Source organism: Aminobacterium sp. (genome assembly GCF_034926885.1).
Taxonomy (GTDB): domain Bacteria; phylum Synergistota; class Synergistia; order Synergistales; family Aminobacteriaceae; genus Aminobacterium.
The window spans coordinates 169,661-194,747 of record NZ_JAYFQR010000002.1 but is presented as its reverse complement, the minus strand read 5'-3'; the positions used below and the strand labels follow the sequence as shown (position 1 = coordinate 194,747).

The 25,087-nt window shown below is 41.1% G+C and carries 29 protein-coding genes; all 29 read left to right on the top strand.

Features of this window, described 5'->3' with window-relative positions; translation table 11 throughout:
* Position 1 precedes the first annotated feature (1 nt).
* The 29 genes from VB083_RS01500 (at position 2) to argH (ending at position 25,072) form a co-directional block, all read left to right on the top strand.
* The gene (locus VB083_RS01500; protein WP_213695750.1) at positions 2-235 is read left to right on the top strand and encodes a flagellar FlbD family protein; all 234 of its coding nucleotides are present in this window, start codon (positions 2-4) and stop codon (positions 233-235) included.
* Between the two features lie 42 nt (positions 236-277).
* Positions 278-1,072 carry a motility protein A gene (locus VB083_RS01495; RefSeq protein WP_213691070.1) on the top strand — a complete coding sequence of 265 codons (795 nt, stop codon included), beginning with the start codon at positions 278-280 and terminating at the stop codon, positions 1,070-1,072.
* A complete protein-coding gene (locus VB083_RS01490; protein ID WP_213691069.1) occupies positions 1,073-1,792 on the top strand; it encodes an OmpA/MotB family protein in 720 nt (239 codons plus the stop codon).
* Positions 1,793-1,823: 31 nt separating this feature from the next.
* On the top strand, positions 1,824-2,279 hold the full coding sequence (locus VB083_RS01485) for a flagellar basal body-associated FliL family protein (RefSeq protein ID WP_213691068.1): 456 nt from the start codon (positions 1,824-1,826) through the stop codon (positions 2,277-2,279).
* A 30-nt stretch (positions 2,280-2,309) separates the two neighbouring features.
* Complete coding sequence (fliM, locus tag VB083_RS01480) at positions 2,310-3,332, top strand: flagellar motor switch protein FliM (protein WP_213691067.1); 1,023 nt, start codon at positions 2,310-2,312, stop codon at positions 3,330-3,332.
* Positions 3,325-4,458: a flagellar motor switch phosphatase FliY gene (fliY, locus tag VB083_RS01475; protein WP_213695748.1), complete on the top strand. Its 1,134-nt coding sequence runs from the start codon at positions 3,325-3,327 to the stop codon at positions 4,456-4,458. Before fliM ends, fliY begins: the two co-directional genes overlap by 8 nt.
* Before the next feature lie 38 nt (positions 4,459-4,496).
* Positions 4,497-4,859: a response regulator gene (locus tag VB083_RS01470; protein WP_213691065.1), complete on the top strand. Its 363-nt coding sequence runs from the start codon at positions 4,497-4,499 to the stop codon at positions 4,857-4,859.
* A 17-nt stretch (positions 4,860-4,876) separates the two neighbouring features.
* Positions 4,877-5,269, top strand: coding sequence for a hypothetical protein (locus VB083_RS01465; protein ID WP_213691064.1), 393 nt, complete (start codon positions 4,877-4,879; stop codon positions 5,267-5,269).
* Positions 5,247-6,029: a flagellar type III secretion system pore protein FliP gene (fliP, locus tag VB083_RS01460; RefSeq protein WP_213691063.1), complete on the top strand. Its 783-nt coding sequence runs from the start codon at positions 5,247-5,249 to the stop codon at positions 6,027-6,029. The genes VB083_RS01465 and fliP overlap by 23 nt, the downstream gene beginning before the upstream one ends.
* 18 nt (positions 6,030-6,047) lie before the next feature.
* Positions 6,048-6,317, top strand: coding sequence for a flagellar biosynthesis protein FliQ (gene fliQ / locus VB083_RS01455; protein ID WP_213691062.1), 270 nt, complete (start codon positions 6,048-6,050; stop codon positions 6,315-6,317).
* Positions 6,314-7,099 carry a flagellar biosynthetic protein FliR gene (locus tag VB083_RS01450; protein ID WP_213691061.1) on the top strand — a complete coding sequence of 262 codons (786 nt, stop codon included), beginning with the start codon at positions 6,314-6,316 and terminating at the stop codon, positions 7,097-7,099. The genes fliQ and VB083_RS01450 overlap by 4 nt, the downstream gene beginning before the upstream one ends.
* Positions 7,090-8,223, top strand: coding sequence for a flagellar biosynthesis protein FlhB (gene flhB / locus VB083_RS01445; protein ID WP_213695747.1), 1,134 nt, complete (start codon positions 7,090-7,092; stop codon positions 8,221-8,223). The genes VB083_RS01450 and flhB overlap by 10 nt, the downstream gene beginning before the upstream one ends.
* A gap of 78 nt (positions 8,224-8,301) precedes the next feature.
* Positions 8,302-10,368: a flagellar biosynthesis protein FlhA gene (gene flhA, locus VB083_RS01440; protein WP_374047604.1), complete on the top strand. Its 2,067-nt coding sequence runs from the start codon at positions 8,302-8,304 to the stop codon at positions 10,366-10,368.
* Positions 10,369-10,371: 3 nt separating this feature from the next.
* A complete protein-coding gene (gene flhF, locus VB083_RS01435; RefSeq protein WP_323401625.1) occupies positions 10,372-11,667 on the top strand; it encodes a flagellar biosynthesis protein FlhF in 1,296 nt (431 codons plus the stop codon).
* Positions 11,660-12,577, top strand: coding sequence for a MinD/ParA family protein (locus VB083_RS01430; RefSeq protein WP_213691373.1), 918 nt, complete (start codon positions 11,660-11,662; stop codon positions 12,575-12,577). The genes flhF and VB083_RS01430 overlap by 8 nt, the downstream gene beginning before the upstream one ends.
* A complete protein-coding gene (locus VB083_RS01425) occupies positions 12,577-13,245 on the top strand; it encodes a flagellar brake protein (RefSeq protein WP_213691372.1) in 669 nt (222 codons plus the stop codon). Before VB083_RS01430 ends, VB083_RS01425 begins: the two co-directional genes overlap by 1 nt.
* A gap of 11 nt (positions 13,246-13,256) precedes the next feature.
* Entirely contained in the window at positions 13,257-14,312 is a 1,056-nt protein-coding gene (locus tag VB083_RS01420) for a protein-glutamate methylesterase/protein-glutamine glutaminase (RefSeq protein WP_213691371.1), read from the top strand.
* A gap of 46 nt (positions 14,313-14,358) precedes the next feature.
* On the top strand, positions 14,359-16,392 hold the full coding sequence (locus VB083_RS01415; protein WP_323401624.1) for a chemotaxis protein CheA: 2,034 nt from the start codon (positions 14,359-14,361) through the stop codon (positions 16,390-16,392).
* Between the two features lie 21 nt (positions 16,393-16,413).
* Positions 16,414-17,043, top strand: a complete 630-nt coding sequence (locus VB083_RS01410; protein WP_213691369.1) for a chemotaxis protein CheC — start codon at positions 16,414-16,416, stop codon at positions 17,041-17,043.
* A gap of 3 nt (positions 17,044-17,046) precedes the next feature.
* The gene (locus VB083_RS01405; protein WP_213691368.1) at positions 17,047-17,535 is read left to right on the top strand and encodes a chemotaxis protein CheD; all 489 of its coding nucleotides are present in this window, start codon (positions 17,047-17,049) and stop codon (positions 17,533-17,535) included.
* A 13-nt stretch (positions 17,536-17,548) separates the two neighbouring features.
* The gene (locus VB083_RS01400; RefSeq protein WP_213691367.1) at positions 17,549-18,655 is read left to right on the top strand and encodes a hypothetical protein; all 1,107 of its coding nucleotides are present in this window, start codon (positions 17,549-17,551) and stop codon (positions 18,653-18,655) included.
* 19 nt (positions 18,656-18,674) lie between these two features.
* Positions 18,675-19,418, top strand: a complete 744-nt coding sequence (locus VB083_RS01395) for a sigma-70 family RNA polymerase sigma factor (protein ID WP_213691366.1) — start codon at positions 18,675-18,677, stop codon at positions 19,416-19,418.
* Between the two features lie 14 nt (positions 19,419-19,432).
* Positions 19,433-21,028, top strand: a complete 1,596-nt coding sequence (locus VB083_RS01390; RefSeq protein ID WP_213691365.1) for a DUF342 domain-containing protein — start codon at positions 19,433-19,435, stop codon at positions 21,026-21,028.
* Between the two features lie 24 nt (positions 21,029-21,052).
* Complete coding sequence (locus tag VB083_RS01385; RefSeq protein ID WP_213691364.1) at positions 21,053-21,352, top strand: hypothetical protein; 300 nt, start codon at positions 21,053-21,055, stop codon at positions 21,350-21,352.
* A gap of 26 nt (positions 21,353-21,378) precedes the next feature.
* Complete coding sequence (locus VB083_RS01380; RefSeq protein WP_213691363.1) at positions 21,379-21,930, top strand: hypothetical protein; 552 nt, start codon at positions 21,379-21,381, stop codon at positions 21,928-21,930.
* Positions 21,911-22,543 carry a hypothetical protein gene (locus VB083_RS01375; protein WP_213691362.1) on the top strand — a complete coding sequence of 211 codons (633 nt, stop codon included), beginning with the start codon at positions 21,911-21,913 and terminating at the stop codon, positions 22,541-22,543. Before VB083_RS01380 ends, VB083_RS01375 begins: the two co-directional genes overlap by 20 nt.
* A gap of 105 nt (positions 22,544-22,648) precedes the next feature.
* Positions 22,649-23,068, top strand: a complete 420-nt coding sequence (locus tag VB083_RS01370) for a S1 RNA-binding domain-containing protein (RefSeq protein WP_213691361.1) — start codon at positions 22,649-22,651, stop codon at positions 23,066-23,068.
* Positions 23,065-23,697: a DUF501 domain-containing protein gene (locus VB083_RS01365; RefSeq protein WP_213701288.1), complete on the top strand. Its 633-nt coding sequence runs from the start codon at positions 23,065-23,067 to the stop codon at positions 23,695-23,697. The genes VB083_RS01370 and VB083_RS01365 overlap by 4 nt, the downstream gene beginning before the upstream one ends.
* On the top strand, positions 23,678-25,072 hold the full coding sequence (gene argH, locus VB083_RS01360) for an argininosuccinate lyase (RefSeq protein WP_213695911.1): 1,395 nt from the start codon (positions 23,678-23,680) through the stop codon (positions 25,070-25,072). Before VB083_RS01365 ends, argH begins: the two co-directional genes overlap by 20 nt.
* The last annotated feature ends 15 nt before the right edge of the window (positions 25,073-25,087 follow it).

Genomic DNA, 25,087 nt, shown 5'->3' with positions numbered 1-25,087 from the left:
TATGATCACTCTCACACGAATTAACGGAGAGCACTTTACGTTAAATGCGGATTTGATTGAAACGGTGGAAACGACACCAGACACAGTAATAAAACTTTTTAATGGCCATCGTTATGTAGTTCGAGAAAACATGGAAGAGATTGTGGAGTTAGTTGTTCAGTATAGGAATCGTATTTGGCGCTCTTCCTGTCAATCTGAGAGCGCTATCATCACACAACAGCAGAACGACAAATAAGTTCTTTGGTGTAGTTAGGCTGTTTTAGGGAGGGGAGTTTTTGTGGATCTGGCAACAGTAATAGGTCTTTCAGTAGCACTTATTTTGGTTATTGGGGGTATTGTTGCAGGCGGTGAACCTATGTCTTTTGTTAACTTCCCGTCCCTTCTGATAACTCTTGGCGGCACCTTAGGCGCCACAATAATGGCAAACCCCGTAGAACGGATAAAAAATATAGGTAAAATTTTGGGGCGTGCCTTTTTTTCTCAAAGTCCCGATCTTGTTTCTCTCGTACAAACTATTGTAAGTTTTGCAGAAAAAGCGAGAAGAGAAGGGTTACTTGCTTTGGAAAGCGATGCAGCAGAGCTTGACAATGAATTTCTTAAAAAATCAATTCAGCTTGTTGTCGATGGTACGGACCCAGAACTTGTTAAGGCTATACTTGATACTGAAATAGGAGTTCTTGAGGAGCGACACGTCGCGAATAAGAGTATGTTCGACACAATGGCTGAACTTGCTCCTGCTTTTGGAATGTTGGGGACGTTAATAGGGCTTATCGCTATGTTGCGTAACCTTGACGACCCCGATGCTCTTGGCCCTGGAATGGCAGTAGCTCTTATAACCACATTCTATGGTTCCTTTATTGCTAATGTTTTTGCTATTCCAGTTTCTCGTAAGTTATCGACAAGGTCATCAGAAGAAGTGATGGCGAGAGAACTTATGGTAGAGGGCGTTCTTGCAATACAAGCAGGAGAAAATCCTCGTATTGTTGAGGAAAAGCTGAAAGTCTTTTTACCTCCCTTACAGCGAGAGAAATTGGAAGAAGAGGAAAAGCAAGCTAGGGAAGGTGGAGCGTAAATGGCTCGTAGAAGGAAATTGCAGGAAGAAAGTGGAGGCGGAAACTGGCTTACAACTTATGGTGACATGGTTACTCTGCTCTTGACTTTCTTTGTTTTCCTTTTTTCATTCTCCTCTATAGATGTTCAAAAGTTTCAAAAGATGCTTCTTTCTTTCCAAGGAGCTTTAGGTGTTTTACCAGGCGGCAAAACAGTACAGGAAAATGGTGGCGTTTTTGGAGGCATGGAACATCAGGATGCGGGAGAATCGAAAAGAACAACGATTAATATTCAAGAAGTTGCCCAAAGTTTAAAGCTTTATTTAAAGCAGGAAGGTCTAGAGCGTCAGACAGTTGTCAGAGTCGATCAGAGAGGTATAACAGTCTCTATTTCTGATCAGCTTCTTTTTGAGACAGGACGAACAGACATGAAACCGGAAGGGAAAAGGGTTCTTTTCAAGTTGGCCCAGCAATTGAAGGATGTTGTTCCGGCTTTATCTGTCGAGGGGCATACAGATAGTGTCCCTCTTCGCGGTGGTCCCTTAAAAAATAATTGGGGACTTGCCGCTCTTAGAGCTTCAACGGTAGCTTCGTATTTACAAGAAAGTGGTGGAATAGACCCCAGAAAAATCCAGGCTGTTTCTTACGGTGCTTTTCGCCCTATTGTTCCTAATGATACGCCAGAACACCGGGCACTTAATCGAAGGGTTGATCTAGTTATTCTTTCACAGTATCCCAAATAGACTGTGAGAACAACCTTTGGGAGGAAATCATATGTTCAGAAGAGTTCTTATCTTTATAATAGTAGGGGTTATGGCTTTTTCTGTTGGTTTTGGTGGCGGTTTGTTGGCTGGGCGGATGTGGAATCGCTCGTCGACAGTAGCATCTGCTTCCGGTGAAGCCATAGATACACCTGGACCTATCTGTAGTATGGGGGATTTTACTACAAATCTCTCAGGTCTTGATGGCGGTATAGTAAGTTTTTCCGTTGCTTTGGAAACTTCAGGAGCGAAAGCTCTCGAAATTTTACAGCAAGAGAATTGGAAAATGCGTATAACCAACGAAATTTTGCTTGTAACAAAAGGGAAAACAGCTGGAGAACTTAGAAATGCAGAAGGCGTGCTTGAGTTGGCAGAGGAAATTAAACAATCGATAAATAGCATGGTTCCCGCTTCTAAAGAGCAGGTGCCAGTAAAAAGAGTTCTTTTCCAAAGTTTTGTACTTCAATAGTTGAATTAGTGGGCTAGGGGGTGGCAGAAAATGTGCCCAGATGTACTTTCGCAGAATGAAATAGACTCTCTTCTTGACGCTCTTTCTAGTGGAAGCTTCGACATCGATTCGATGGATGCGGAGTCCGAAGAGAAGAAAATAAAAATTTACGATTTTAGAAGGCCCGATAAGTTCAGCAAAGACCAGCTTCGAGCTATACAAATGATCCATGAATCTTTTGCCAGGCAATTAACAACAACACTTTCGACGATGGTTCGTTCCATGGTTTCTGCGGAAGTGGCTTCTGTTGACCAGTTAGCTTATGATGAGTTTGTTCGTTCTCTCGTGCAACCTACCGTTATAGGTATCTTAGAGATGTATCCTTTCAGTGGGAATGCTCTTATTGAAATTAATCCTAACCTTGTTTTTGCCATAATTGATCGTATGCTTGGCGGGAAGGGTGAATTTTCAGGAAAAGCTCGAGACCTTACAGATATTGAACGGATGGTTATAGAGCGGGTTATTATGAGAATGCTTGAGCTTCTTGAAGAGAGTTGGAGTACTGTTGTGGATGTCCGGTTCCGTTTTGAAAATATGGAAAGTAACCCATTTTTTGTCCAAATATGTCCTGGTACTGATATGGTGTTGCTTGTAATTTTGAAATTGAAAGTGGCCGATGTAGAAGGAATGGTCAGTATTTGTATCCCTTACTTTCTGATGGAACCAATTATGGATAAGCTTAGCTCCCAACAGTGGTTTGCATCGACTGGACGTAAAAAAGAAGAAGGAGCTCGTGATGCCATTGTTCGTCATCTTGGGCACGTTAAAATTCCTCTTTCAATAGAACTTGGACATACCATTCTCAGTGTAGAAGATGTATTGCAGCTTCGTTCTGGGGATGTTATTAAACTAGATGAGACTGTAGAAGATAGAATAGATATTCGAGTAGGGAATATGATTAAATTCCTGGGGCGTCCCGGAACCGTTGAAGGCAATTATGCTGCGGAGATAGCAGATGTTCTCTATGACGACGAGATGATTCCCGAAAATGAGGGAGGAGTCAAAGATGATTGACGAATTGTTGAGTCAGGATGAAATTAATGCTTTGCTTCAGGGGCATTCTTTGAAAGAGGAAGAATCATCTCTTTCTGGCGTATCTTCTGAACAACAACAGATATTTAATGATATAACAAACATTTTTGCTACTGCTATTACAAATGTCTTTGGCATGCTTGCGGGCAGAGATGTAAATGTTCCTGATAAAAAGCAGGAAACGATTCCTCAGAAAGATATTGTTTTAAAACCAGGAGAATCTGCCTTTTCTTTTCATATAACGTGTCAGGGCATGAGCGATGCGCCGTTGACATTCATAACGACCCAACAAGGGGCTTTGATCTTAGCCGATCTTATGATGGGGGGAGAAGGTAAGGACTTACCAGAAGAAGCGAGTGAGCTCTACCTCAATGCGGCTCAAGAGGGACTTAGCCAGATGGTAGGGGCATCTCTAACCAATATGAGTGGCATTTTAGGAGGTCGTCGCCTATTACCAGATAATGTTCAATCTGCTTTAGAAAGCGGAGAGTGGTTGCCATTTGCGGAGATGGGGCCAGACGAAAAAATATGGTCTGTTGAGATGTCTATAAAAATTGATGATGTCGCAGTCTTTCCACTCTGGGTTGTCTTTCCTTTGGACGTTGTCAATAAAATAGCAGATGAAGCCTTGGAGATTATGAAAGCCAAATCTGCTCCAGAGCCTGAAAAGAAAGATTCCTCACCGGCTCCTTCTGCATCTAGAGCTCAAAATAAAGGCCAAGTTGAAATTCCTGTTCAGCCGATGGAGAACAATGCTAACAAACAACGAAGTGCTGCTACGCAGCCAGTTTCACAAGTAGATGTCCGACCTGCACAGTTTATGCCCTTAAGTCAATCTGGTGGATCGCAGGGGTCTGGTAATATTGATCTTATAGCAGATATCCCTGTGCGTGTTACTGTAGAGTTGGGGCGTACACGAAAAAGTATTTCTGAAATCTTAAACATGACACCGGGTTCCGTGATAGAATTAGATAAAATGGCTGGGGAGCCAGTAGATATATTAGTAAATAGTAAACTTGTAGCACGCGGAGAAGTTGTTGTTATCGATGAGAACTTCGGCGTGAGAATTACAGAGATCGTAAATTCCTCAGCAAAATTTCGTTCATAACATAGTCATTTCGAGTTTGACAAGTGAGGGGTGCAGGAATGGGAAAAAGTGTGTTAATAGTTGATGATGCCGCCTTTATGAGGATGATGTTAAAAGATATTCTTTCAAAAAATAGCTTTGAGGTTGTTGGAGAAGCAGAAAATGGTAAAGTTGCCGTGGCGGCTTATCAGAAGCTTCATCCTGACATTGTAACAATGGATATAACAATGCCCGAAATGAACGGCATTGATGCTGTAAAAGCTATTAAAGCTCTTGATTCTCAGGCTAAAATTATAATGGTTAGTGCTATGGGGCAGCAGCCTATGGTTATAGAGGCAATACAGGCCGGCGCTGTTGACTTTATAGTGAAGCCTTTTCAACCAGATAGAGTGGTGGAGGCTTTAAGCAAGGCCCTAGCCTAAATTTCAAGGTCAGAGTAATGGTTAATTTTTTAAAAATTATCCCAGGCAGTCGCTTTTCAGCGTTACTGGCTGGGTTTTTCGTTTTTGTCATTCAGACACCGTCGGAGGCTGCAACCTCTACGTCAGGACTTACGACTTACTTTATACGGGTTATGTTGGCTCTTTGCCTTTTGGTCGGTATCTCGTATATTTTAATTCGGTATATTCGTCCATCCATTGCGGTAAGAGAAAGCCACAATGTGAAAGTTATAGCTGCGTTGCGACTTGGTCGCGAAATGCTTTACATTATTCAGTGTGGTCCAGATGTTATAGCATTGTTATCTGGGGGGAATAATTCTAAGGTTGTAGGAAAATGGCGGAAAGAAGATTGGCTTCAGGGAGACGTGAATGGTGAAAAAAAATGTAACTGATTTATTGATACTTATAGTCGCTATATTTCTTTTTGCAGCATTCGTAGTTCCTTCAGCTGCATTGTGTGCAGAAGCTCCGTCTATTCCTCTTCCAGCTTTACAGTTGGGTGTTCGAGCTGCTGAATCACCTCAAGATGTGGCCCTCACATTGCAGATTTTAGCTCTTTTGACTGTATTGAGCCTAGCTCCGGCAATTATGCTCATGCTTACAAGTTTTACTCGTATTCTTGTTGTTTTGGGGTTCGTACGCCGCGCCCTTGGACTGCAACAGACTCCTCCGAATCAGGTGCTTGTTACATTAGCTCTTTTTATGACCCTTTTCATTATGACTCCTACATGGAGCCAAATTTACGACACGGCTTTGGCTCCATACATGGCAGGAGAAATACAATCTGCACAAGCTTGGCAGAATACAGTGGCTCCGGTTCGTCAATTTATGTTGAAATATACACGAGAAGAAGAGCTTTCGCTCATGGTTCGGATGGCTAAAATGGAACGTCCTCAAAATGCAGACGATGTACCGACTCGTCTTTTGTTACCCGCCTTTATGCTCAGCGAGCTTAAAACAGCTTTTCAGATGGGAGTCGTAATATTTATTCCATTCATAGTTGTCGATATGATCGTAGCAAGTGTCCTTATGAGTATGGGCATGATTATGTTGCCTCCTATGATGATCTCCCTACCCTTTAAGATACTCCTTTTTGTTATGGCTGATGGTTGGGATTTGGTTGTTATGAGTATATTTAAGAGTTTTTCGTAAGGAGGAAGGTGCGCATACATGAACACATTTAGTATGTACGACGTATTGAGTCATTGTGTTTGGGTAACTCTCCTTACCTCTCTGCCTGTTCTTCTCGTTGCCATGATTGTGGGGCTTATTATAGGTATTTTGCAAACGGCAACATCTATTCAGGAACAGACACTTATTTTCATTCCGAAGATCGTAGCTGTTCTTGTAGCTCTTGTGTTGTTTGGCCCCTGGATGTTTGGTCGTATAGGTGAATTGACACAATTTCTGTTGGGGCAACTAGAGAAATTTGTGCAATGACGGCTGATAATTTTGTTATTTCTCAAGTCCTTATAGTTTATATGGTGGTTGGACTTCGGTTTGTGGGAATGATATTTTCATCCCCTGTTTTCTTGGCTTCCTCCATGCCGTTGCCTGTTCGTTTCTGGGCAGCAATTTTAATATCGATAGCGGCTGTAGGAAGTGCTGATTTATCTGTTCCTGCCACTCTTTTTTCAGGGTGGATGCCAATTGTTTTAGCTGGTGCACGTGAATTTTTAATAGGCGTTGCTCTGGGATTTTTGTCGGCATTGCCTCTTTATGCATTGCAAGTAGCGGGTGAATTGGTTGGTAATGTAATGGGCCTAGCGATGGTAAGTCTTCTTGATCCTTTAAGTGAGGAACAAAGTTCTATTCTTGGCCAATTAAAATTTTTGGTCGGTTTATGGTTCTTTTTTTACTGGAATGGCCATCTACTTCTGGTACAATCCATTGTAGAAAGTTTAAAATTAATTCCAGTAGGAAAACTCTTTTTATTTATTCCAGCCGATATGGGAATAGCGGTTTGGATTCAACAGCTTTTTGTTATCGCTGTCAGAATGGTTTTGCCCTTTTACGGAGCTCTCCTTCTCGCCGATATCGGGTTAGGCTTCTTAGCTCGCACTGTTCCTCAGATGAATATCTTTATATTAGGACTTCCTTTGAAAATAGGTTTGGGCCTCTTCCTTTTAATGATAGTTTTGCCTTTAACAGTTGATCTAGTATCAGCGAATTTGACAAAATATATAGAATTGGCAATGAAGAGTGTCATGGTATGGAAATAGAAAAGAGTAGCTTTTACGATTTACAGTTTTTTGCAGAAGAGCGAACTGAACCTGCGAGCCCTCGTAAACGAAGACGAGAAAGGGAAGAAGGGCGTGTCGCTAAAAGTCAGGATCTTGGGGCATCTGTCGTTATTCTTGTTGGTCTTATTGCTCTTTTTCTTTTCGGTACTTTTTTTTGGGACATTCTTTTATTTTATATTCGAGATACTGTAGCTTTTATGGCAAGCCCATCCATGAAAGCACAAGGTTGGCAGCACATTTTGTGGATACGCGCTTTAAAGACACTTGCAATAGTTGTTCTTCCCTTGGGAGGAGTTGCTGCTTTGGCAGCCTTTATCGTTACTGTTGCACAGGTTGGTTTGGTTTTGACTCCGAAGCCTCTTATACCTAAGCCGGATCGCTTTAATCCTGTTTCAGGATTAAAGAAGATCGTTTCGTTGAGGTCTTTGGTGGAGCTTGTGAAGGGACTTTTCAAAGCAACCCTTTTTGGCATTGTTATTTACACTGCCTTGAAGAAGGATATTCGAGAGATTGCAGGAGTTTTGCAGTTCCCAATAGATCAGGGACTTGCTTTGGTTTTTTATAAGATATGGCGTTTATGCTTAAAATTAGCCTTTTTATTGTTTGCAATCGCTATTTTTGACTATCTTTATCAGAGATGGGAGCACGAACGTTCTATTCGTATGAGTCGTCAGGAAATAAAGGAAGAGTACAAACAAACAGAAGGGGATCCCCAGTTAAGGGGAAAAATTCGTCAGAAACAGAGAGAGTTGGCAAGGAGCAGAATGATGTCATCTGTTCCAAAAGCCGATGTGGTTATTACAAACCCAACAACGTTAGCTATAGCTCTAGAGTATGATAAATCAGTGATGGAAGCACCTGTTGTTGTTGCAAAGGGGAAGGGGTTTATAGCACAAAAGATAAGGGAGCTAGCAGAAGAAAACGAAGTTCCCATTGTAGAAAATAAACCGTTGGCGTGGGCTCTCTATGATGCTATAGATATTGGAGAAGAGGTTCCCGAAAAATTGTACAAAGCTGTGGCAGAAGTTCTTGCTTTTGTTTACAAACTCAAGAGAGGTAAATCTACAAAAAAGGAAAAAAACAGAAATTATTTGAGAGGATGAGCCTAAGTGGCAGAAACGACCTTACAACGATCTTTTTTGAAACGACTCCTTCTTTATTCCGACTTAGGGTTGGCTATTATGGTCATTATGATAGTGGCCATGATGATTATTCCTGTCCCAACATGGCTTCTCGATATCCTTCTCGCTTCTAATATAACGTTGGGAGTCGTTATGTTGCTTTCCACCTTTTATGTCAATAGAGCTCTCGATTTAGCAGCATTTCCTACGATGCTTCTTATCGTTACCTTGTTCAGATTAGCCCTCAATGTTTCCACTACTCGACTCATTCTTTTGCGGGCAGATGCGGGAAAAGTTATCAGTGCTTTCGGAAATTTTGTTGTAGGTGGTAACTATGTTGTTGGTGGAGTTGTTTTCCTTATTTTGGTTATCATCCAGTTTATAGTTATTACGAAAGGTTCTGAACGTGTTGCGGAGGTTGCTGCTCGATTTACTCTTGATGCTATGCCAGGAAAGCAGATGGCAATTGATGCAGATTTAAATGCTGGCCTTATAGATGAGAATGTTGCTCGTACGCGACGTAAAGATATTCAGCGGGAAGCAGACTTCTATGGAGCTATGGATGGAGCTTCAAAATTCGTAAAAGGTGATGCAATAGCGGGGCTTATTATTACGATAATCAATATTATTGGTGGCCTCGCCATAGGAGTTCTTCAACGAGGACTTACCTTAGGGGAAGCTGGTGCTATTTATAGCCTCCTCACTGTTGGTGATGGTCTTGTTTCCCAAATACCAGCCCTTCTGTTCTCAACAGCAACTGGAGTTATTGTAACCAGAGCTGCTGGCGAAACAAATTTGGGGAGAGATATATTTATATCTCTTACTAAATATTCACGCCCGCTTTTCATTGGCTCTGGTTTGCTTTTTGCTTTAGCGTTCATTCCGGGATTACCCACAATACCCTTTCTTGTCCTCGGAATATTTCTTGCTTTGATGGGGTATTGGGTTTACAGAGAAGGAAAAGTTCAGGAAATAGAATCATCAGAGGGAGCTGGTTCTTCTGCGGCTCACACTCCATCTGGTTCACGAGAGGGAGCAACGAAGAGTGCAGGTAGCGGAACATCTGCTCAACCTGTAGCGCCTGCTTCTCCAGAAGATGTAATGCAACTTTTGACTGTTGACCCCATGGAAATAGAGATAGGGTATGCAATAATCCCCCTTGTCGATCCTTCACAAGGAGGAGATATGCTTGATAGAATTGGCACTATTCGCAAACAGATGGCTTTGGAATTTGGTCTTGTTGTTCCACCCATTCGTATAAGAGATAATATTCAACTTAAACCTTCCGAGTATGTCATACGTGTCAGAGGCGCTGAAACAGGTAAGGGAGAACTTTTGCCGGATCAGTACCTAGCCATGAATACAGGGAACGCAGAGGAAGAAATTGTGGGGGTTCCAACAGTTGAACCTGCCTTCGGTTTACAAGCTACATGGATTTCTCCTGAACTGAGAGATAAGGCTGAATCCATGGGATATACTGTTGTCGATGCGCCATCGGTTCTTGCCACACATCTGTCTGAAATTATTAAACGTTATGGCAGCGAACTTATTACGCGACAAGAGGTTCAGAAACTTACGGATCTTGTAAAAGAAAATTCTCCTGCTGTAGTAGAAGAAATGATGGGAGTCCTTTCATTAGGTGAAGTTCAGAAAGTGTTGCAAAATCTTGTTCGTGAACAGATTCCAATTAGAGATTTGGTAACAATTTTTGAGGCCTTGGCAGATAATGGTCGAATAACGAGAAGTGTAGATTATTTAACCGAACGTGTAAGAGAGTCTCTTTCTCGCATTATATCTTTGAAAATACAGGGAGAGGAAGGTGTTGCTACAGTGTCTACACTTTCCCCTGTATGGGAGCAGAAAATCAAAGATGGCCTGGAAGGAGACCTGCTGCAGGGGTGGCAACTCAATATGAGTCCTCAAGATATTCAGGGGCTTACCGCGGCCGTAGCAAAAATGGTTGAAAAAATGGCCATGGAGGGGCATCTTCCTGTTTTATTGGTACATCCAGATGTGCGTCTTATAGTAAGAAGAATTCTCGAGGGATCATTGCCTGGACTTTATGTTGTATCCTATAATGAAATATCCCAGAGAATGCAATTAAAATCTGTGGGGATGGTGGAGTGATAAATGCGCGTAGTTCAGCAGATATCTTTTGAAGCTAAGAATGATGCAGAAGCAATACGAATTGCCAGTGAACGCTTAGGGCGGGATGCGGTAATTCTTTCCACTCGTCCTGCCAAAGCCGGAGGTTTTTTAGGGCTTTTCAGAAAAGATATTCTTGTTGTTACTGCTGGTCTTCTTGAAGAAGATGAAGCAGATCAGCGAGAAGCATCGCGAGATCGACTAGTAGCATTTCAGCGTCTTCTTGATTCTAAAAAAACATCGGCGTCTCCGACAATTTCAGAGCGGATTACTGAGGATGTAAAAGATGAAGTTTCTTTTTCATCTCAAAGTTTGGCTTTAGCAAAGCCTCAGGAGGAGAAGGGAAAAACTAAAGATTTAGAACAAGAAGTAGCGCGCATATATGAAAAACTGGATAAAGTTTTGGAACGTCTGGATGAGAAGCCTCAACATGCAGTTATTGAGTCTCATCCCAAATCAGTTGTGGCGGAGAGTGGTGTCAAGAAAAACAAAAAAACAAACATTGCTGTTTCTGTTCCTTCTGATCTAACAGGTTCTCTTATAGAAAAAGGCTTATTACCAGATATAGCTCAAAAACTTCAAGAAAAGTTTTTGGAAGAAAAACTTCCTCAGGATCAGTTTTGTCTTTGGCTTAAAGATCAGGTTCCAGTTGCAGCAAAAGTTCCGACGAAAGCAATTGGCGGGAAAAAAGTAATGTTTGTAGGCCCTACAGGCGTGGGCAAAACGACGACAATTGCCAAAATAGCTGCCATACATGCTCTTTGGGAGCGAAAAAATGTATTGTTACTAACATCAGATACCTATCGTATAGCTGCGGTAGAACAGTTACGAACATATGCGAAAATCCTTGGGGTTCCCATTGAGGTTATTTTTGAGATAGAAGAAATTGATACTGTATTGAAAAAACATAGCAAGGCTGACCTTATATTACTTGATACGGCAGGGAGAAATCAAAAAGATTCTGAACGACTCGAAGAGGCTAAAAGACTTTACGAAGCCTTTAAACCTGATGCTCTTCACCTCGTACTCGCTTCAAATATGAAAGATAAGGATATGCTTGACGTAGTAGGAAGAATGGGAAGTTTACCTTTAACCCATATGCTTTTTACAAAAATCGATGAGACAAGTTCCTATGGTGGTTTACTTAACGTGCTGCTTTCGAAAAAGCTTCCAGCATCCTTTCTTACTACAGGACAAAATGTTCCTAATGATATTGAGGTTGCAGATGCTCAGAAGATTGTAGACCTTTTTTTGACGGAAGAGGACTATTCTCGTGCGTAATGGAGAGGGGCTCCCAGTTGCCGATCAGGCAAAGACGCTTAGAAGTTTAGTAGAAAAAAATAGGAGTTTTGAGAAGAAAGTATTTAGAAATACTCGTTCTATGGCTATTGTCAGCGGTAAAGGAGGGGTAGGTAAGAGCAGCCTCTCTGTTAATCTTGCTCTTGCAATAGCCGATCTGGGCTTTTCAGTGGTTTTGTTGGATGCGGACATGGGGATGGCCAACGTTGACCTTATGCTAGGGTTAGTTCCTCGTTATTCTCTTGCTCACGTTATACGTGGGTCGAGGGAAATAAGAGAAATATTGATCGAGCTTGATGATAGGGTATGGGTTATTCCAGGCGGTAGTGGAGTCCGTGAAATGGCAGAGGCAAATGAAGACATTTTTTTGAAAATTTTAGAGCAACTTACTACTCTTGATCTTATGGCTGACTATCTCATTATTGATACGGGAGCAGGAATACATAAAGATGTACTTTCTTTCGCTCTTGCCGCTGATTCTGTTGTGGTGGTTACAACGCCAGAACCTACGTCGGTTCGTGATGCTTATGGAATAATGAAGATTTTAGCTATAGAGTCAAAGAGCAAGGCTGATATGCATCTTGTTGTAAATATGGCAGATAATGCAGTAGAAGCGGGAGAAACAGCAGAAAGAATGCAAAAAGTCTCTTCGCGTTTTTTAAGTTTAAACGTTGATTATGATGGATTTGTTCCAATAGATCGTCATTTAAAGAAAGCGATATGTTCTCAAAGGCCATTGTTGAGAGAATTCCCGAATTCGGTGGCATCTTATTCTTTCCGCGAAATAGCCTCGCGGTTAACGGGGGCAAAACAGGAGACAGCGGGGAGAGGATTAAAAGCATTTTTCTTGAGACTTGCTCGAGGATTACGCACAATGGAGATGGAGCCTTGATGGATTTAACTCATTTTCTTTCTCTTCTTGATAAAGAAATAGGGAAGAAAGTTTTTGTAGATATTAGGGCTGGATTGTATAAGGGACGTTATCCTTCCAGACTTGAAGATATTCGTAAGAATCAGATAGCTGTGGCTCATCCCATGCTAAAGGGGGCCTTGTTACCAATACATAGAAGTCTCGAAATAGTTTTACAGATAGAGATAGAGGGCTCACTATATGAAGTTGCAGCTTTTATTGTTCGAAGCTCCATTGCAGAACAAATACCGTTACTTTGGGTAGAGCCGCATGGCGAGGTAATCAAACTACAAAGAAGACGTTTTGTTCGTGTTCCTTGTATTATGAAAATGGAGATGTTTTTGCTCCAGGAAGCAGAACAATTTAAAACAGCAAGAGAGGAAAAAATCGCTGTTACCGCGAAAGATATAAGTTTGGGGGGCTGCGGTTTTTTGTTGGATATTTCTAAGAAACATCTTTTTGAAAATAAAAGACGATATCTTTGCCGTCTCTTTCTTCCCGAAACAGAGTTTTTAGTCCCTGTTTCTATAATGAGGAATCAAGAACGCGACGGTCGATGTGAGGTTGGGGTCTCTTTTGATATTTTGCCTATTTCGGCAGAAAAAAGTTTAGGAAATTTTATTCGTCAACAAGAACTTATTAATCGTTAGGTGAGCATATTATGATAAAAGTCTTAGTCGTAGATGATTCTTCTTTTATGAGAAAGATAATAAGGGATATATTGACTTCCCATCCTCAGATAGAGGTTGTAGGCGTTGCGAGAGACGGGGAGGATGCTCTGGAAAAAATTAAAGAATTGAATCCAGACGTAGTTACTCTCGATATTGAAATGCCGAAACTAGATGGATTACAAACATTAAAAATAATAATGAAACAGTTCCCAAGACCTGTTATTATGGTAAGTAGTTTAACTCAAGAAGGAGCACAAGCAACATTGCAGGCCTTATCTTTAGGTGCTTTTGATTATGTTACGAAACCTTCAGGCCATATTTCTCTTGATATGAATGTCGTTGGTGAAGAGCTTATTGCAAAAGTGGTAGCTGCAGGCTCTGTAACCCCATCGGTTTTAAAAGAACCAACAGCATATATAACGCAACAGATAGAGCAACAAATACGACCAGCGAAAATTATAAAAAGTGAGCCGCCTGTTATTGTAGCTATAGCCGCATCTACCGGCGGTCCGAGGGCGTTGCAATATGTGTTATCTCAATTGCCTGGCGATTTCCCATTACCTATAGTGGTTGTTCAGCATATGCCTAAGGATTTTACGCCTTCTTTTGCCAAACGTCTTGATTCTGTGTCGCAGCTTACAGTCATAGAGGCATATGACAAAGCTCCTCTTCATGCTGGTATGGCTGCTATTGCTCCAGGAGGGGCCCATTTAATTGTCAAAAGAGACAAAGATAAAAGATTATTTTGTGGGCTTTCCGATATGCCTCCTGTTTTATCTGTAAAGCCGTCTGCGAATGTTTTGTTTATGAGCTTAGCTGATGAAGTGGGAGGGAAGGTGCTCTCTGTTATATTAACTGGAATGGGGCGAGATGGAACAGATGGCGCAACAATGCTAAAGAAAAAGGGTGCTTATGTTATTGCTGAAGCACAAGAATCTTGCGTCGTTTATGGGATGCCCAGAGCGGCTGTAGAGGCTGGAATAGTAGATGAAACGGTACCTTTAACTTCGATATCAACAGCTATTTTAAGGTATGTGAATAATTAGGATAAAGTTTAATTAGAGTGAATTTTGAGGTTGGAGATGATGTATCATGGCTGGAATGGATCTGAGTCAATATTTAGGCGCTTTCCTTGATGAGGCTTCTGATAATCTTTTGCATCTTGATGATCTTCTACTTGCTGTAGAGAAAAATCAGGAAGACATGGAAGTTATAAACGAAATCTTTCGATCTGCTCATACGTTAAAAGGAATGTCTGCAACGATGGGATTTGAAAGAATGTCGTCTCTGACCCATGCTCTTGAAGATCGTTTAGATAAGGTTCGTAAGGGTGAAAATACGTTAAAAAGTAACGATATCGACTTACTTTTTAAATCTCTTGATACTCTTCAATCTATGGTAGACGCTATTCGGAATGATGGAAATGATACGTCTATTTCTATAGATGAACTTGTTCAGGCTTTACGAGAAGCTATTTCTGATGAACCACAAAAAGATACTTTTCTTGGCAGTGATAGCAAACCAGCTGGTTTAGAATCTCATGAAGAAGAATGGATACATGAAGCAAGTAGCCTTGGTATGGATGTTTTTAAAGTCAAGGTTTTTCTGACGCAAGAATGCCTCCTGAAGGCGGCTCGAGCATATATGGTTGTAAATCGTTTAGAAGAAATGGGAGACATTATTAAAACAACACCTCCTGTAGACGATCTTGAAAATGAAAAATTTGATAGATCTTTTGAAGTGTACATTGCTACACATAGCTCTCAGGATAAGATAGAAGAAGCTGTTTCTCGCATTAGTGAGATAGAAAAAATAGAAATAGAGCATGTTGGCGCTCCTCAAGTGGAAAGAGAAAAAAACGAAAACTCTGTGGATCAAGATCATGCCTCACAGAACGAAGTTTCTTCTGAAAATAAAGCTCTTCATTCTGAAAAGAATGGAAATAATGTTTCGAAGTCGGCTAATCATAAAAAAAGCAGTCAAACGGTTCGTGTAGATATCGGACGTCTCGATAAACTAATGAATCTTGTCGGAGAATTGGTTATTGGCCGGGCTCGTATAGAGCGTCTTGTTCAAGAGGCACGTTTGAGAGAGTTTGATGAACCTCTATCTCAGCTTGGTCGTATTTCTAGCGATATTCAAGAGATGGTTACCAAGCTTCGGATGGTGCCTGTTTCCTTCATTTTTGATCGTTTCCCAAGATTAGTAAGGGATTTATCCAAAACAATGAAAAAGAAGATAGATCTCCGAATAGAAGGTCAAGATACAGAACTTGATCGTACAGTAATAGATGAAATTGGCGACCCACTTGTTCATCTTATTCGTAATTCCATAGATCATGGTATCGAGTTGCCTGAAGAGCGACTTAAAAACGGTAAAGAGGCAACTGGAACAATCTGTATTTCTGCCTATCAGGAAGGTAGCGGTGTTATTATCGAGGTCGATGACGATGGACATGGTATCGATACTGATAAGGTACGTAAGAAGGCCCTTGAAAAAGCTCTAATTACGCCGGAACAAAGTTCTGAAATGACAGAAGAAGAGCTTGTGCAACTTGTCTTTTTGCCTGGTTTCAGCACTTCCGATGCAGTTACCGACATCTCTGGTAGTGGTGTAGGTATGGACGCAGTAAAAACAAAGGTTGAATCTCTTGGCGGTCAATTTGAGGTGGTAAGTGAGCATGGGAAGGGAACACGTGTTCTTGTACGATTACCGTTAACTCTTGCCATTGTTCTTGCTTTGCTTGTTAAAGTGGAAAATGAGATTTATGCTATCTCCCTTGAAAATGTAGAAGAGACAATTCTTGTACATAAAAATGATATCAAAACTATGCACGGAATACCTGCTACTCTTTTGCGAGGGGATGTTCTTCCACTGTCTGATCTGGCCTCAATTTTGGGGACTTCCGTTGAGGACGATGGTCAGGAAGAGTATCCCGTAGTTGTTGTTAAAGCGGGGAGAAACAAGGTCGGTATGATCGTTAGCGAATTAATAGGACAACAAGAGATTGTCATTAAATCTTTAGGAAAATTCCTATCTAAAACAAAAGGAATAGCTGGAGCGACAATATTGGGAGACGGAAATGTTGCTTTAATACTTGACGTAGCCTCTCTCTGCGCGAGGTAGAGCTAGGGGGATTAAAGGGCGATGAATTTAGACAGTTTCAGTCACTTGCAACTTGACGCTATCCGGGAAGTTGGAAATATCGGAGCTGGTAATGCCGCGACGGCCTTATCGAAACTTCTGGAAAAACCTGTGGAAATGGATGTCCCTAAAGCAGAGCTTATTTCAATTTATGAGTTGGGGGAACATTATGGGCCGGCAATGAGTCTTGTCGCCGCTGTTTTTGTCAGATCTCATGGAGATTTCCCATGCAGTCTTATTTTTATACAAGAGGAAGAGAACGCTCAGTCCCTTGTGGATTTGCTTATTACAAAACAATTTGGTGGAGGAATGGATGTATCCTCTCTTCCTGAGGAAATGAGAGACAGTGCACTATCAGAGGTTGGCAATATTATTTTGAGTTCTTTCTTGAATGCAATAAACATGTTCGTAGGCAGTACATACAACATATCGGTTCCCGGAGTAGCTCATGACATGTTGGCTGCGGTTTTGGATGTCGTCATTTCTATTTTCGGACAAACAGGAGATGTAGCCCTTGTAGTTAATACGACCCTCAGTGTTGGAGAATCAGATCTTGATGTGCAAGGAAATGTGATAATGATTCCTGACCCCGGTTCTCTAGAGGGACTGCTGGAGAAACTGGGGGTTATGTAAACAATGGCGAATACTTTTCATGTTGGCATGGCTGATCTCATTGTCATAACAGCGCCGGATACACTTGTAACCTTAGGATTAGGGTCTTGTATAGGTCTCGTGATTTTTGATTCTGTCGCAAAGGTAGCTGGAATGGCTCATATAATGCTTCCTGAAAGCAGGGAAGGTGCTCCTGTAGATAAGCCAGGGAAATTCGCCAATACGGCGGTTCCTACGCTCATTGATGCTGTATGTAAAAAAGGAGCTTTAAAGTCTAGGCTTAAAGCAAAATTTGCAGGAGGGGCTCAGATGTTTGCTATACCGGGCTCTCAGTCTGATTTTCTCGCTGTTGGAAGTCGAAATATTCAGCAAACAACGGCGTGGCTAAATAAGTATGGCATTAAGATAATGGATTCTGATACTGGAGGAAATAAAGGTAGAAGCGTGGAGTTTTCTACGGAAACATGGATGCTTAGTGTTAAAACCCTAGGGCAAGGGAAAAAAGAAATATAAAGGGGGGAGAGAGGTGGAAGCATTGGATAAGACGGGAGAAATAATGGAAGTGGATGAATCAAGAAAAATGGAAGAAACAAACGAATTGGAGAAAACAGGAGAAATTGGAATAGACGAGCCTAAACTTCCCCTTGAAATAGAAGAAGAGCTATGTTCTCTCTTTCATTGCACTTCTAAATCTTTGTCTGCTATTATGTCTACAGTTAATGAAAATCCTAAAGAGCTTTTAACCCTTCTTAAATCGCTTTCCCCTAAGTTTCTTGCTGTGAAAGTTCGTTTTGATTCTCGCAAAAGGGGAGATGTTGGCGGTGCTTTTTGCCTCTTATGTGAAGGAACATCTGGTGATATCTTTGATGAAAGTTATTGGGTTTCCAGTAAAGGATTTCCAGAAAGGTTTAGTGTAAATGCCAGTTGGGAATCTGTACGGAAAGCGTTAATAGACTTAAGAGGTCCCGATCTGCGTGCCCACTTTGAAAAAGTTCTTTGGAACAAGCTTCGCAGTATAGTACGCGATCTCATGACACCCACACAACTGAATCTTATCTTTTCACAAGATAAAGGCGAAAAACAGATAGAAGACGTATTGCATGAACAGCTCAAAGAAGCTTTCAGAACAGAAATTGAAATGCAAATATCGGTAGAGCGGTTCAATAAAGCTCGCTTGGAATTGTCCGGTTTGGGCCAAGAAGAAAAGAAAGAAGAAAAAGAAGAAAAAACAACTACGAATGTTATCGGTGAAGGTGGAATCCAGATTTCTTGTAATCCTTTTGTTGATCCAGTTCGGGGGAAAGCTGCTTCAGAACTTGTGGAGAATGATTGTATTTGGGTTTCTTTCGAAGATACCGGCCTTTCTGGATTTATCAAAAGAACCTTAGAGCAAACAAGCGAGAAGCCTGTTTTTCCCGTTCGGTCAGTAGAAAAACTTCCCACAGGCCTTGTTTTGGCAAAAATTGCAATTTCTGAAGGAGTACAAGGACTTGTACGTGTGTCTGGAGATATAAAAGTACGAGTAGAATCTGAACATTCGATGGAAAAGATTTCACCTTTCCCGTTAAGGCTTTTAGTTTGGATAGGTGGCTCTCTTTTATTGTTATGGCTTGTCTATATTTTCTTGCGATGAAAGGTTGTTGCATTTGGGGATGAAATCAAGGGACAAGGAACTTTGGAACCGTTATGTAAACAATCATACCGAAGCTATCAGGGAGGAAGTTGTTAAACGTTATCTTCCTCTCGTTAAGTATGTGGCAGGTAGAATGGCTGTGTCTCCTCCTCCCGGCCTTGATTATGAAGATTTGTTGAGTTTTGGAGTTTTCGGTCTCCTTGATGCAATTGATCGCTTTGATCTTGAAAAAGGCGTTGTTTTTGAAACATTTGCTGTTCCGAGAATCCGCGGAGCTATTTTAGACGAACTCCGCAAGTACGATTGGATTTCTAGAACGGGAAGAGAGAAGTTGCAAAAATTGAACCGTGCTATGGATAAAATTTTGCAAGAACAAGGAACCATTAAAGATAGTGTGCTCATGAATGAGCTTGAAATGGACGAAAAAACATATAGGGAAACACTTGAACTCGCAAGTCGAAGTTATATTGTATCTCTTGATGAAGTTATGGCTTTGGATGATGGAGATGTAACCCGTGAGGGGCTTCTTGCTGACGAGTCGCCATCGGCGCTCGCGTTGCTTGAAGATTCTGAGGAAGTAGATAAAGTTGCACACGCTCTACAAAAGTTGCCTGAGCGGGAGCAACAAGTTATAGCTTTTTATTATTATGAAGGATTGACGCTGAAAGAAATTGGAAGTGTCTTAGGAGTTACTGAATCAAGAGTATCCCAGTTACACGGAAAGGCTTTGGTAGCATTACGGGGGATGCTTCAGGCTAAGTGAGGGGGGCTCTAATTATGGAAGAGGTACCTTTACATCTGGAATTTCGTGAAGATGGAGTATATATATCGATGGTATCCGAAAGTGAACCATCACTTAAAGATGTTGTTGATATACTCAAAAAAAACGGCGTGAATAATTACGATGGAGATAAAATTAACACTTTCCTTAAAGAAAAATCGTTAGAACCCTTTAAAGTTGCAGAACGCGAGGCGGAAGAAGAACGCGATGCCGTTGTGGAAGTACAAATCAGTTCTGATTCTTTAACAGCCGAGATAAGAATTTTCCCACCTTCTGGGGAAAAGCCCTGGCCTACAGTGGAAGATCTGAAAAAAATACTTGAAGATAAAGGCGTTACGTTTGGAATTAAAGATTCTGCATTGCGACAAGTCATAGATTCCAAAAGAGTTGAGGATTGGATTGTCGTTGCCAAAGGGGAACCGGCAATTAATGGGAAAGATGCAGAGATAGATTTTGCCATTCAGTTTGGACAAGCTAAACCCGTGATTGCAGATGAAAAAGATCGCATTGATTATAAAAACGTGAATTCTATAACTATTGTTCTAAAAAATCAACTTCTCGCAACAAAGACTTCTCCGACAGAGGGAAAGAATGGAATGACTGTTCGAGGCATACCCCTTGTAGCAAAAGCAGGGAGAGATCGTTCTTTACCTTCTGGCAAGGGAACTGTTGTTTCGGAAGACGCGCTCTCTCTTTATTCTGCAATAGATGGTCATCTCGTTTTAGCTAATGGCAAACTGAACGTTGTTCCGGTTTTTAACGTCGAAGGTGACGTTGATTATAGTGTAGGTAATATCAATTTTATTGGAGCAGTTTCAGTTAAAGGAGCGGTGAGAGAAGGGTTTGAGATCGTTTCTTCAGGTGACGTAGACGTACAAGGAGTTGTTGAAGGAGCGTATCTTTCTAGTGGTGGTAATATTTCACTTTCTGGCGGAGTTCGGGGCATGGGAAAGGCAAAAATAGAAGCTGATGGGGATATAGCTGCTAATTTTATCGATCAATGTACAGTCATATCTAAGGGCACGGTAAGAATAAAAAATGCAATTTTGCATAGTGATGTTTCAGCGAATAATTCCGTTATAGTGCAAGAAGGATCCAAAGCTCAGATAGCAGGTGGAAAAGTTCAGGCCGGAATAGAAGTAGTTTGTTTGCATCTTGGAAGTGAGATGGGAACCAAAACAGAAGTTGTTGTTGGTGTCTTGCCTGAATATAATGAAAAAAGGCGAGAACTTCAGGCTCTTAAAGGTGAGCTTCAAGAAAAAGCCACCAAGGTAGAGACAAATTTGAATTTTCTTAAAAAAATAGAGTCGGCAGGAGAACTTGATCGACCTAAACGAGAGTTGCTCATATCTCTTACAAAAGCGAAGTTTCAAGTGCAGTCTCAACTTTCAAAGTGCATCCAAGAGCTAGAAAGTGTCGAGTCTAGCATTGAAGCAAGTCGAGCTCATGGAGCTGTTCGAGTGAAGGGAATTTGTTACCCTGGGGTTTCTGTCACTATACGAGGTGTTCGACATATAGTGCGTGAAGAACAGCGGTTTGTTGCTTTTGTCTACGAAGCTGGTGAAGTTCGAATAAAACCTTACGACTATTAAAAAAGGTCTGGGGGGAATGCCAGGATGGTTGTAAATCCAGTGCATTTACAGTTGGCCCATTGGAACGTTGAACAAAACACCCAATCTATCAGAGGAAACAATAGCCCTGCAGCCCTTGCTGGTCAGCAAGGAGAGATAGTTTCGGCTGCTATACAAAAGGAGCAAGTTGTTCAAGCAGGAGATAATGCGTCAGAAGGAGAAAAAACAGGGCGCAAAAAGGAAAAGGAAGAAAGATCTAAAAAAGAGCGTCAATCTGGTTCGAATCATAAGAAAAAGTCAGAAAGCCAAACGTCCCAGAATAAAAACTTTGATCTTTATGCGTGATTTTTTCTCACGGAAGGATGGCTGTTATGATAACAAATAATCAAATAGGTTATATTCTTATTGAAGAAAACAACGGCATTTATCGTGGAGTGGCCTTAGTTACTGATTTTCGAGGCATTCCCCTTGATTTCCGTTATACTGATCCAATAAAGCCGACCCGCATAGAACAGATTCTATATGGAGGGGCTTTAGATGTGTATCTTAAAGAGGAATTGATTTTAAGCAACTTACTTGATTCTATAGAGGTAAAACCAGGTGTGTGGATTTGTCGCAATGATTCTTTGCTTGTTCCTTTAAGAAAGTTAAGTAAAATTCCGACACTTACTTTGTCTGTCACCTCTCGCCCCTTTCTTGAACAAACAGGTGACGTTGAGCCCCAGCCAGAAAATGGTGTTTTTATACTTCAAGCTGATGCCATGGGATCACCTCTCCGTTTGCGTCTTTCAGAAGAGTATTCCTCAGAAATTGATAGTGTAGCTTCTTTCCTTGTAGAAGTGGCAAAAACAATGGAACTTTCCGAACCTTTTTCGAGAATAGAGAAGGCGTTGAAAGTTATTGATGATGAACAAACAAATTGATGAGCAACGTTTTTACAACTTCAAGGAGGTTTTATTACGGCTCTTCCTTGGTCGAGTAAAAGTTCGGCATTTACAATCAAACTCTAAAATGTTCCAAGTTTTTAGCCTTTATAGAAGTCTTCCTATTCATAAAATTCTTTCTGAGGTGCATGTTTCAACCCTTTCTTTATTGGAAAATGGAACTCAACATGAACCGTATGTGAGTACGTTATCTCTTTTAAAAAATGACGTGCAGGTGCATAGTGTGGTGCTTTCTTCTTTCTTAACAAGAGTTCATTCTTTTAAAACTAGAATGAATAAGGTTACTATAAAAAGTGGAATTCAGATCATGCGTGCATTACCACAGACTCGAGAAAACCGCTCCTCCTCACATTTGTTAAAACCACGAAAAGATGGACATGCTTTTTTGGCGTTGTTTTCTCCTATAATAGAAAAAGCTTTAGTGAAAAGTGTTTTGAATAAAGAGACTGGAACACTGCTAATTTGGTATAATTCCCAGAGCAGGTCTTTTTTCTCTCAGAGTTTGGTGTTATTTAGCCGTCTGGGAAAGAATGGAGGCCTCGTCTGGGAGTGGCATGATCTTCCTCACGAAATGTCTAATTTTAAAAAATAGACCTAGACATTGAACATTTGTTAGAATTATCATTGCCATTTAGAGATAGAGGCAGACTTTTTAAAAAGGCCTTTCATATTAGCCTTCTGGAGGGTAGAAAAACTGATGGTAGAAGAAAAGAGGAGTGACCAAGCTCCTGTACATGTAGGGGATACGGTCGAATGTGAAGTGGAGCAGATCATGCCTTATGGCGCTTTTGTACGTCTTTCGACAGGACAGAGAGCGATGATTCACATTTCGGAGCTCTCTTATAGTTATGTTAAGAAAGTGGAAGATGTTCTTGAGCTCAAGCAAAAGATTAAGGCGAAAGTAATCAAGATTGATGAAAAAAATCGAATTGACCTTTCTCTTAAGAAGATGGAAGAGCCACCTTCTGTTGCGTCTTCCGCTCCCAAGGAAACAGAAGATAGCTTTGAAAAAAAGTTATCTAACTTTCTAAAAGTCAGCGATCAAAAAATAGCCGATTTGAATAGCAAACTAAACAACGCAAAAGCCAATAAAAAACGGAGTAAAAAAAGTAAATGATCGATATGATAACAGGCCAGGGGAGCTTAAGCTCCCCTGGCCTGTATTGGTTTTTTGCAAAAAAGGATATGGATGTAGTAAAGCGTCAAATGGTTTCTCGTAAGTTTCAACAGAAAATTGTTGCATCTGTTGTGTGTCGCTGTTGTTGGGGAGCCCCTCAAGTTTTATATTGTCGGCCTTTTTATAAAAAAACGCCCTTTCCAACTTCTTTTTGGCTCACCTGTCCTTATTTGGTTGCCAAGTGCGGAGAGCTAGAATCCCAACACGGAGTGAGTAGATTAGAAGAGTACCTTCAAAAGAACGTTTCTCTTCGCCGTTGGATTTCATATCATATCCAGCACATTAATGTACGTTTAGCCTTGCTTTCTTCGTCTGAGAAGCGTTATTTCCAAAAAAGACGTCCTGAATTATGGAGAGCCATTACTCAAGGTGGGGTCGGGGGAATTCAAAATAAGAACTCTTTTACAGTGAAATGCCTTCATCTTCACGTTGCTTCTTGGTTGGCTCTCGGAACGCATCCAGCAGAGGAATGGTTTCGCCAACATATAGAAATGACAGACTGTAAAACACCTAACGATTATTCATGTATTGCCAGGGGAGGGGTACTTGATGTGGAAGGGACGTTTTAGTGAACAGACGGCAGAAATCGTATTAAATTACACACAATCTCTTGACCTTGATTGGTGCCTGGCTCCTTTTGATATTAAGGGAAGTCTTGCTCACGCCAAGATGCTAGTATCTGTTGGAATCCTTTCTTCAGAGGAAGGTCAAAAGATAGAAGAAGGGCTTTCCTTGATTCTGAAAGAGATAGAAGATGGATGCTTTACTCCTTCTATTGAGTTGGAAGATGTACATATGAATATTGAACATCGACTCATAGAAATATTAGGCCCACTGGGAGCGAAACTTCATACTGGGCGAAGTCGAAACGATCAGATTGCTACTACTTTACGTCTTTATTTACGCAACAGATTGAAATTAATACATAAGGGAATGTGCATTCTTCTTGAAACTATTCTTAAAAAAGCCTACGCTCACCGTGATATTATCATCCCAGGATATACTCATTTGCAGCAGGCCCAGCCAATAAGTATGGGACAATATTGGATGTCTCACTTTCAAGCCTTTCGACGTGATATGATCCATCTACAGGCAGCTTTGGATGCTCTTGATGATTGCCCTCTGGGTGCAGGAGCTTTAGCCGGATCTACGCTTGCTCTGGATCGTTTTAATACAGCGTCGGCCCTCGGTTTTAAAAGGCCGACAGAAAATAGTCTGGATTCTGTCGCCCATAGAGACTACTTGCTAGATTACCATTATTTTGCGGCAGTTTTTGCCGTACATTGCAGCAGACTCGCAGAAGATTTTATAATTTATAACAGCCAGGAATTTGGGTGGCTTAAACTTCCAGACGCATATTGTACAGGGTCAAGCATGATGCCACAAAAGAAAAATCCCGATGTGCTTGAGCTTACACGAGGTCGGGTTGGGCAAGTAGTTGGGCATTTAGTTGATATGCTCATTATGCTTAAGGGCTTACCTTTAACATATAATCGCGATTTGCAAGAAGATAAACGAGGACTTTTAGCTTCGCTTTCAGTTATCCTTTCTATGGTGGGTATATTACCTGATTTTTTATCTCATGTAGATGTAGATGAACGAAAAGCTACTTCGAAAATGGAAAATGGGATGGTTCTTGCTACGGATGTTGCGGAATATCTTGTTAGGAAAGGTATTCCTTTTAGAGATGCCCATTGGAAAGCGGGACAGCTTGTTCGTTATTGTGTGGATAATGAACGATCACTTTTTGATCTATCTTTGTCAGAATGGCAAGCTATCATACCGGAGGTGGAAGAAGATATTATGCCTCTTCTTTCATTGAAAGCAAGTGTGAGTAGACGCAAGACATACGGTGGCACATCCTTTGATAGTGTCGAGAAGCAAATTGACAATGGATACCATTGGCTTTCCTCAGAAAAAAGTAAGTACAGTCCAGAATCCTGAAATATTTTAAAAGGG

Bases quoted from the DNA above. Each gene is read 5' to 3' on its own strand.
- VB083_RS01425 (WP_213691372.1), top strand. From the start codon at position 12,577: ATGGATTTAACTCATTTTCTTTCTCTTCTTGATAAAGAAATAGGGAAG.
- flhF (WP_323401625.1), top strand. From the start codon at position 10,372: ATGCGCGTAGTTCAGCAGATATCTTTTGAAGCTAAGAATGATGCAGAA.
- flhA (WP_374047604.1), top strand. From the start codon at position 8,302: ATGGTCATTATGATAGTGGCCATGATGATTATTCCTGTCCCAACATGG.
- VB083_RS01370 (WP_213691361.1), top strand. From the start codon at position 22,649: ATGGTAGAAGAAAAGAGGAGTGACCAAGCTCCTGTACATGTAGGGGAT.
- VB083_RS01365 (WP_213701288.1), top strand. From the start codon at position 23,065: ATGATCGATATGATAACAGGCCAGGGGAGCTTAAGCTCCCCTGGCCTG.
- fliY (WP_213695748.1), top strand. From the start codon at position 3,325: ATGATTGACGAATTGTTGAGTCAGGATGAAATTAATGCTTTGCTTCAG.
- VB083_RS01380 (WP_213691363.1), top strand. From the start codon at position 21,379: ATGATAACAAATAATCAAATAGGTTATATTCTTATTGAAGAAAACAAC.
- VB083_RS01465 (WP_213691064.1), top strand. From the start codon at position 4,877: ATGGTTAATTTTTTAAAAATTATCCCAGGCAGTCGCTTTTCAGCGTTA.
- fliQ (WP_213691062.1), top strand. From the start codon at position 6,048: ATGAACACATTTAGTATGTACGACGTATTGAGTCATTGTGTTTGGGTA.
- VB083_RS01390 (WP_213691365.1), top strand. From the start codon at position 19,433: ATGGAAGAGGTACCTTTACATCTGGAATTTCGTGAAGATGGAGTATAT.
- VB083_RS01405 (WP_213691368.1), top strand. From the start codon at position 17,047: ATGGCGAATACTTTTCATGTTGGCATGGCTGATCTCATTGTCATAACA.
- flhB (WP_213695747.1), top strand. From the start codon at position 7,090: ATGGAAATAGAAAAGAGTAGCTTTTACGATTTACAGTTTTTTGCAGAA.
- VB083_RS01410 (WP_213691369.1), top strand. From the start codon at position 16,414: ATGAATTTAGACAGTTTCAGTCACTTGCAACTTGACGCTATCCGGGAA.
- argH (WP_213695911.1), top strand. From the start codon at position 23,678: ATGTGGAAGGGACGTTTTAGTGAACAGACGGCAGAAATCGTATTAAAT.
- VB083_RS01490 (WP_213691069.1), top strand. From the start codon at position 1,073: ATGGCTCGTAGAAGGAAATTGCAGGAAGAAAGTGGAGGCGGAAACTGG.
- VB083_RS01470 (WP_213691065.1), top strand. From the start codon at position 4,497: ATGGGAAAAAGTGTGTTAATAGTTGATGATGCCGCCTTTATGAGGATG.
- fliP (WP_213691063.1), top strand. From the start codon at position 5,247: ATGGTGAAAAAAAATGTAACTGATTTATTGATACTTATAGTCGCTATA.
- VB083_RS01415 (WP_323401624.1), top strand. From the start codon at position 14,359: ATGGCTGGAATGGATCTGAGTCAATATTTAGGCGCTTTCCTTGATGAG.
- VB083_RS01500 (WP_213695750.1), top strand. From the start codon at position 2: ATGATCACTCTCACACGAATTAACGGAGAGCACTTTACGTTAAATGCG.
- VB083_RS01485 (WP_213691068.1), top strand. From the start codon at position 1,824: ATGTTCAGAAGAGTTCTTATCTTTATAATAGTAGGGGTTATGGCTTTT.
- VB083_RS01420 (WP_213691371.1), top strand. From the start codon at position 13,257: ATGATAAAAGTCTTAGTCGTAGATGATTCTTCTTTTATGAGAAAGATA.
- VB083_RS01450 (WP_213691061.1), top strand. From the start codon at position 6,314: ATGACGGCTGATAATTTTGTTATTTCTCAAGTCCTTATAGTTTATATG.
- VB083_RS01375 (WP_213691362.1), top strand. From the start codon at position 21,911: ATGATGAACAAACAAATTGATGAGCAACGTTTTTACAACTTCAAGGAG.
- VB083_RS01385 (WP_213691364.1), top strand. From the start codon at position 21,053: ATGGTTGTAAATCCAGTGCATTTACAGTTGGCCCATTGGAACGTTGAA.
- fliM (WP_213691067.1), top strand. From the start codon at position 2,310: ATGTGCCCAGATGTACTTTCGCAGAATGAAATAGACTCTCTTCTTGAC.
- VB083_RS01395 (WP_213691366.1), top strand. From the start codon at position 18,675: ATGAAATCAAGGGACAAGGAACTTTGGAACCGTTATGTAAACAATCAT.